This is a genomic window from Candidatus Rokuibacteriota bacterium (genome assembly GCA_016209385.1).
Classification (GTDB): Bacteria; Methylomirabilota; Methylomirabilia; order Rokubacteriales; family CSP1-6; genus JACQWB01.
This window is the reverse complement of the sequence record JACQWB010000181.1, coordinates 1-7572: the sequence shown is the minus strand read 5'-3', so window position 1 is coordinate 7572 and position 7572 is coordinate 1. Positions and strand designations below refer to the sequence as shown.

6 protein-coding genes are annotated in these 7572 nt (G+C 65.2%); all 6 read left to right on the top strand.

Going from position 1 to position 7572, the window contains the following annotated elements; translation table 11 throughout:
- The coding region (locus HY726_12720) for a DUF302 domain-containing protein (GenBank protein ID MBI4609857.1) at positions 1-229 on the top strand (229 nt) is incomplete at its 5' end.
- Positions 230-245: 16 nt separating this feature from the next.
- Positions 246-692, top strand: a complete 447-nt coding sequence (locus HY726_12715; protein MBI4609856.1) for a hypothetical protein — start codon at positions 246-248, stop codon at positions 690-692.
- A 35-nt stretch (positions 693-727) separates the two neighbouring features.
- On the top strand, positions 728-1198 hold the full coding sequence (locus HY726_12710) for a DUF302 domain-containing protein (GenBank protein ID MBI4609855.1): 471 nt from the start codon (positions 728-730) through the stop codon (positions 1196-1198).
- A gap of 334 nt (positions 1199-1532) precedes the next feature.
- Complete coding sequence (locus HY726_12705) at positions 1533-4982, top strand: fused MFS/spermidine synthase (protein ID MBI4609854.1); 3450 nt, start codon at positions 1533-1535, stop codon at positions 4980-4982.
- Positions 4983-5180: 198 nt separating this feature from the next.
- The gene (locus tag HY726_12700) at positions 5181-5408 is read left to right on the top strand and encodes a YHS domain-containing protein (protein ID MBI4609853.1); all 228 of its coding nucleotides are present in this window, start codon (positions 5181-5183) and stop codon (positions 5406-5408) included.
- Positions 5409-5757: 349 nt separating this feature from the next.
- Entirely contained in the window at positions 5758-7419 is a 1662-nt protein-coding gene (gene merA, locus HY726_12695; protein MBI4609852.1) for a mercury(II) reductase, read from the top strand.
- Positions 7420-7572 lie beyond the last annotated feature (153 nt).

Below are 7572 nucleotides of genomic sequence, written 5' to 3'. Positions count from 1 at the left end.
GCTGGGGATCGAGTTCTTCCACCCCAGGTACGGGAAGGTGATCGTCGAGAACGACCACGCGGCCGGCATCGAGATCCCCTTCCGCCTTGTGGTGATGGAAGTAGACATGGGGACCATGATCAGCTACTACAAGCCGTCCCACATACTCGCCAAGTACCCGAAGCTCAAGGCCCTGGGCCAGGAGCTGGACGGAGTGGTGAAGAAGATCGAGAAGGCGGTGACCGAGTAGGCGGCGTGTTCGGGCCATGAAGCGATTCCGACTGGCAGGCTTTGCCCTCCTGGTAGCGTTAGCCGCGCTGATGGCGGGCTGCCAGAAGTCGTCGGAGCAGCTCATGGAGGAGGTCATGTCGGGAAAGAAGCATGAGCTTCCTCCAAAGGTCACGCTCGCCACCGAGCCGGCCTCCGTGAGCGTGGGCGAGGTGCTCCTGAAGGCCAGGGTCACCGACGTAGATGGGAGGGTCCTGGGGGAGAAAGCGAGGGTGCGGTTCCTGTACTGGAAGGCATACGAGAAAGTCCCCTCGACCCCGGAAGAGATCGTCAGGGAGGCTCCCGAAGTGGTCCGAGAGGGGGACCAGACCTACCGGACGAAGGTGAAGCTGGAGAAGGCCGGGGTGTGGAAGGTGTCGGTGAAGCTCGAGCGCGCTGAAAAGGAGCCCGCCCTGGCGACGTTTGCCCTCGATGTCAGGGGATAACCGGAGTCAAGTCTATCGTGAAGGAGGAGAGCTTCATGAAGAAATTGAGTCTATTGTCGGCGATGCTGGCAACCGGCCTCATGGCAGCTCTCGCCTCGGCAGGAGAGGTCAAGCTGCCGTCGGGTATCGTCATCGTCGAGAAGGTGGTGAACAAGCCTTACCCCGCCACAGTGGCCAGAGTTGAGGCAGCCGTCAAGGGTGCCAACCTGATCATTGTCGGCGAGCCTAACTACCAGCTGATGCAGCGGATGGTTGGGCGGGAGATCCGCGGCGCCAAGTCTTACTTCATCTTCCGGCCGAGCCTGGGGATCCCCATCTTCGAGAAGGACTTCAACGCCGCCCTCGAGATTCCGCTGAAGGTCCTCATCTACGACAAAGGAGGGAACCAGACGGTGATCCGCTACCGGAAACCGTCCAACGCCCTGGCCGACTACAACGGCCTGGACAGCCTTGGCAAGGATCTCGACGAGCTGATGGGCAAGATCACCGATGCTGCGGCGAAATGACTGGCACGCCGAGGGGAGAGAATCGATGAAGCCTCAAGTCGGGTCGGAGGTGGAGAAGCCCCGGGCAAAGCAATCCAGATCGCTTGAAGCCCTTCCCGGCTGACCCTGCTCCGCCCTCGCCTTTCTCGTCGGGAAAGGCCTCTCTGTTCTGGCCAGGGGCACGGTTTCTGTCATCGTGAAAGGGGCCTCTTCGCTTTCGAAGTAAGTGAGCGGACCCGGCCTGCCACCCATCACCTTCAGGGCATAGCGCCCGCTCCCCGCGCACGGTCGTGGGCCGGGAGGCCTGACGGATTCCTACGTCCCGAGGCCCGCGCCGTATCGGAAGACTTATACTATGTCCGGTCTCCGCTCGCTGCTCCTTCTGTGCTTCTTCCTCTCCGGAGCGACCGGGCTGATCTACGAGGTCGCGTGGACCCGGAGCTTGACCCTGGTCTTTGGGACGACCACCTTCGCCGTGAGCACGATCCTTGCGGCGTTCATGGCGGGTCTCGGCGCGGGGGCCTGGCTCTTCGGGCGGCTCGTCGACCGCTGGGGTCGGCCGTTGCGCACGTACGCGCTCCTCGAGCTTGGGGTGGGCGTGTTCGCGCTGGCGTTCCCGGTGGTCCTCCCCGGCCTGGTTCCCCTCTACCGGGCCGTCTGGGACCAGTATCACCCCTCATTCCTGGCCTTGAGCCTGCTCCGCTTCGGGATGCTCTTCCTGCTTCTCCTGGTCCCCACCATGCTCATGGGAGGGACCCTGCCGGCCCTGGTTAAGCATTTTGGGAGCGGCACGAGCGGCCTCGGCCGCCGGGCGGGGCTCCTCTACGGCCTCAACACCCTCGGGGCGGTCCTGGGCGCTGGCGCGGCAGGTTTTGCGCTCCTCCCCACGCTAGGACTCGGGATGACCACGACGCTAGCCGCGGCCTTCAACCTGGCCATCGGTGCTTTCCTCCTGGCGCTCTCGCGACCTGAAATAGCGGCCCCGCCGACACGAGGCCCCGCCACATCCCGTCCGGAAAAGCTCGCGGCCTGGCAGGCGGGAATCCTCTCCGCATTTGCCCTCTCAGGCTTCGTGGCGCTCCTCTCCGAGGTGGCGTGGACGCGCGGGCTGACCCTCGTGCTCGGCTCGTCCACTTACGCGTTCACGATCATGCTCGTGACCTTCCTGGCTGGGCTGGCGGGGGGGAGCCTCATCATGGCCCGCTTGCTTACTCGAAAGCCGGATCTCCTCTGGACCTTTGCCCTCCTTCAAATCGCGATCGGCGTCGCCTCGCTGGTCGGCGCTCACCTCTTCGCTGAGCTCCCCCTCTTCTATCTCTACCTGTTCAAAGCTGTGTCGGGCGTCTCACCCCTCTGGGTGGCGGGCCAGTTCGCTCTGGCGGGCCTCATCATGCTCCCACCCGCGCTCCTCATGGGCGCGGTCTTCCCGGTGGTCGTCCAGATGCTCGGTGGTCCGGCGAGCCGGAACGTAGGGGAGCAGGTCGGCCGGGCCTACGCGGCCAACACCGCCGGCGCCGTGCTGGGTGCCTTCCTGGGCGGCTTCCTTCTGCTCCCGAATATCGGAATCGCCGGTAGCCTGACCCTGGGGATTGCCCTGAGCCTGGTCGTGGCCCTGGGCCTGCTCGTCGCTTCGGGGCGACACTGGCGTGGAGCAAGCGTGACTACGGCGCTGCTCTTGTCGGTCCCGCTGCTCGCCCCGCGCTGGGAGGCCCTCGCGATGTCCGCGGGCGTGTACAAGGAGGCCCCCCTCTACCTGAGCCTCTATTCCTCCCCACGCGATGTCTTCTCCCGCCTGCTCCCCCAGTTTCGTCTCCTCTACTATCGAGAAGGCCCAACGGCCACGGTGGCGGTGACCGAGCGACCATCTCTCGAGGACCACCGCCATCTGGCGCTCTCGATCGACGGCAAGGTGGACGCCTCGACAGCAGGAGACATGCCCACCCAGGTGCTCTCGGGCCACATCCCCCTTCTGCTTCACCCGAGACCTGAGAAGGTTCTGGTCATCGGCCTTGCCAGCGGGGTGACAGTCGGCGCCGTCACGCGCCACCCCGTCCGCGAGATCACGGCGGTGGAGATCGAGCCTGCCGTGGTCGAGGCCTCGCGCCTCTTCGCTCCGGTCAACCACCGGCCGCTCGACGATCCTCGGGTCCGCCTCGTCGTGGACGATGCCCGGAACGTCCTTCTACTTTCCCGCGATCGCTACGATGTGATCATCTCCGAGCCCTCCAACCCCTGGATGAGCGGGCCGGCCAAGCTCTTCACGCGAGAGTTCTTCTGGCTCGGGCGCGAGCGGCTCGCACCGGGGGGCCTGTTCGTCCAGTGGCTTCAGCTCTATGGCATGACCGAGCCCTCTCTGAAGGCTCTCCTCAGGACCTTTCAGAGCGTGTTTCCTTACCTTCTGGTATTCCAGCCTGCTGCAGGCGACCTCCTCCTGGTTGGAGGGGTGGAGCCGCTCAGGGTGCCGGTGCCCGGAATCCAGGAGCGCATGCGGGTGACTGCCGTCGCCGCGGATCTCGCGAGAGTCCGAGTAGGCGATATCTTTGACCTCCTCACGCGCTTCCGATTTGGGGACACTGAGGCGCGGGCCTACGCAGGGGAAGGCCCGCTCAACACTGACGACAATGCCCTCATCGAGCTCTCGGCGCCGTGGGAGATGCACTTGGAGACCGCGGCCCGGAACGCCGAGGCGCTCGCTGGAGCAGGGGCCGGCATTGCCCGATATCTCGAGGCGGAGTGGACGTCGGCGCGGGAGCGCGCTGAATTCCTGAACGGACTCGCGGCAAGGGCGCTGGCATCGCGCGATTGGCGGCAGGCGGAGATGATCGCCCGCGACGGCCTCGCCCTCGCGGTTTCGCCGGAGGGGCTCTGGGTCCTCGGCGAAGCGCTCAAGCGCGAGGGGCACGACGCGGAGGCCGTGCGCCTCTGGGGCGAAGCCCTTGCGGTGGAACCGCGCCACGGCGGCGCCCTGCTGAGCCTCGCCCTCTATTATCACGAGCGCGGCGGGGTTCGTGAGGCGGAACCTTACCTCGAATCCTTCAGCGCGCGCTCCGCCGACAACCCGGTAGTCAACTTCCTCCTCGGCGTCAACCGTTACCAGCTCGGCCTCTACAGGGCAGCTGTGGCCTTCCTCTCCAGGGCTGAAAAGGTACCGGCCGGTGGCGCCGGTTCTGCCGGTTGGCTCACAGCCTACTTCTGGGGGGATAGCCTCGGGGTTGCTCGGCTTGCCCAGTACTACCTCCACCTCGCCTACAGCAAGCTCGGGAACCAGCGCGCCGCGGCTGAGGCCTGGGCACGGTTTCTCGGTCAGCTCGACGGCTGGCGACGGGAGCTGGAGCGCCGGTCGCCCGACCCGGTGAGCTTCTCCGTGATCGAGCACGTCCGGCTCAGGTCGGAGCGAGGGGTGCGTGTCCCCGAGGACGCCCATCTCTCTGAGGTCTTGACGCGACAGGTGATGGAGCCCCTGACCCGCTACTACAAGGGGGTGACCGCCTACCTCCTCGGGTATCCGGAGGTGGCGAGTGCCGAGCTGGAGGCGATGCTCACCCTCCTAGGCGAAGCCGCGGCTCGCTCCCGGGCGCGCTACTACCTGGGTCTTGCCGACTGGAAGCTCGGCCGGCTCTCCCGGGCGCGCCTCCACCTCGAGGGGTTCCTCGACCACCTGGAGGGCCCAGAGCGGCAGAGCCTGCCTGCCGCCGAGGCCTCCCGCGCCCTGGCGTCGATCTACTCGGCCCAGGGCCAGCGCGAGCAGGCCGCGGAGCACGAGCGCCGAGCCGCGGTAATCCTGAGAGCCATTGAGAGCCGGTAAGCCCCTCCGCTTGGTAGCCCCAACCTTTTCCGCCGTGCAAACGAATAGGGGGTGGAGGAGGTGAGGGATGATGAAGCGATTCAGCACTGTCTTGGTCATGCTCCTGGTGATCTGACGACTAGGGGGCAACGTGGCGGACTTGACAAGTTCCTTACGTTCGTATCGAGTTTGCGGTAGAATTGGCACAACGAGGGGGTGATGGGGATGTTCTTCACGCTGTTCGCGAAGGCCAAGACTGTCAAGGACCCTGTCTGCGGGATGGCGGTTCCGAAGGACGGGGCCTCCACGTATCAGTTCGTTGGGGAAACGTACTACTTTTGCTCCGAGCGCTGTCGCGACCGGTTTCAGGCGCTTCCGGCCCGATTTCTGGAGGAGGCCCCGATCAAACTGACCGATTCTTCCGGTTCGGGGGCTGCCTGCTGCTAGGGCCGCGCGGCGCTGGCAGGGGAGCGTCCTGGGCGCGATTGTTTTCCTTCTGATCTCCTTATAAGTTTCACGGAACGCAAGCCGCCACAGAAAGTCTCGCGCGATCCGCCAAATCTTGAGCGATCGAAAATCTCGGTAGATTCGTCTCATACTCCGTCGACAGTCAAAATTATAGAAGCCCGTTCCTCCTGGATCAGTCGTGGCTGACCGGTTCACTTACGTATCAGCTCCGAACGGTCGTGCCTCGAACATTGAAAGGACTGTCTGCGAACGGTCCAGGTGTTCCAGGTTCTCCCGGCCGAAGTTGACGGGGACTCATGTCCGGTCATGAAACGGAGGAGACGAACAAATGGCTGACCGAGTGCAGGTAACGTTACAAGTGGACGGGATGACGTGCGACGGGTGCGCCCGGCATGTGGAGAGCGCGGTGAGGGGTGTTTCAGGGGTCGAGGAGGCGACAGTGTCGACCTGGCAGGCCGGAAGGGCGACGGTGGTCGCCGACCCTGGGGTCACCGATGACACGCTGGCCCGAGCTATCGAGGCTGCCGGCTACCGGGCTCGCGTGCGAGAACGGCGGGCAGTTGGGGAGGGCCAGAGGTTCCCCTCGGGTGGTGAGCAGTACGACCTCATGGTGATCGGCGGCGGGTCTGCAGCGTTCGCCGCGGCTATCAAAGGAGCAGAGTTGGGGGCGAAGGTCGCGATTATAGAGGCTGGCACCATCGGCGGCACGTGCGTGAACATCGGCTGCGTGCCGTCGAAGACCCTGATCAAGGCCGCCGAGCTCTGCTATCGCTCCGCGTACCCGAAGTTCGAAGGGCTGACCGCGTGCCCGCCGCCCTCGGACTGGCAGCGCGTGGTCCAACAGAAAGACGAGCTGGTGGTCGCCCTCCGTCAGGGGAAGTACGTGGACGTGATGAAGATTTACCCCAATATCACGCTCATCCAGGGGCGGGCGAAGCTGACCGGCCGGCGGACCGTCACGGTGAACGGCAGGTCGTACACTCCAGGCAAGATCCTCCTGGCCACGGGCTCGCTCCCCTGGGCACCGCCGATCCCGGGGTTGGCTGAGGCGGGCTTCTTGGATTCCACCGAGGCATTGAGCCTCCCCGAGCTTCCGGCGTCGCTCCTCGTGATCGGGGCCGGGGCCATCGGGCTCGAGATCGGCCAGCTCTTCGCCCGCTTCGGCGTACGGGTGATGATCATCGAGGCGGGGCCTCATGTGGCTGGCGGCGAGGAACCGGAGATCGGAAAAGCGCTGACCGAGTACCTGGCAGGCGAGAAGATTCGGATCTGCACCAACGTCAAGATTGCGCGGGTTGAACGGGCAGGCGCGGAGTACAGGGTGCACGCGGTGATCGACGGGAAACCCGAGACCTGCGTCGCTGAGCAGCTCTTGCTCGCCACGGGGCGGCGGCCTAACACCGCGGACCTCGGCCTGGCCGAGGCAGGCGTTCAAACCGGGTCACGGGCCGAGATCGTCGTCAACGAGCACCTCGAGACCGCGAATCCTGACATCTACGCGGCGGGCGACTGCATCGGCGATCCGATGTACGTCTACGTTGCGGCCTATGCCGGCGGCCTGGCAGCGGAGAACGCCCTGACCGGGGCTGGACGAATCTATGAACTCTCCGCGCTCCCGCACGTCATCTTCACCGACCCCCAGGTCGCGAGTGTCGGGCTCACCGAGGCTGCGGCGCAGGCCAAGGGAAAGCCGGTGAAGACCACGGTCCTTTACCTGAAGGACGTTCCCCGGGCTCTGGCGTCCAGGGACACCCGCGGGCTCTTTAAGCTCGTGGCGGAGGAGGATACGGGAAAGCTCCTCGGCGCCCATGTCGTGGCAGACGAGGCTGGAGAGGTAATCCAGGCCGCGACGCTTGCCGTGAAGTTCGGCCTCCGGGTCCAGGACCTCGTGGAGACCTTCCACCCGTACCTGACCATGGTCGAGGGGCTCAAGCTGGCGGCGCTGACCTTCCAGAAGGATGTATCCAGGCTCTCCTGTTGCGCGGCTTAAACGCCGAAGGGCTGGTATCCTTCTGAATCGGAGGAACCGGATGGCTGGGTCCTTTGAAGTCAAGCGCGCCGAGGGGCTGCTGGACGCGGAGTTCATCGCCAAGTGGCAGGATCGAAAGGCGATCGATCCCCTGGCCCGGACGGTCCTTCGGGC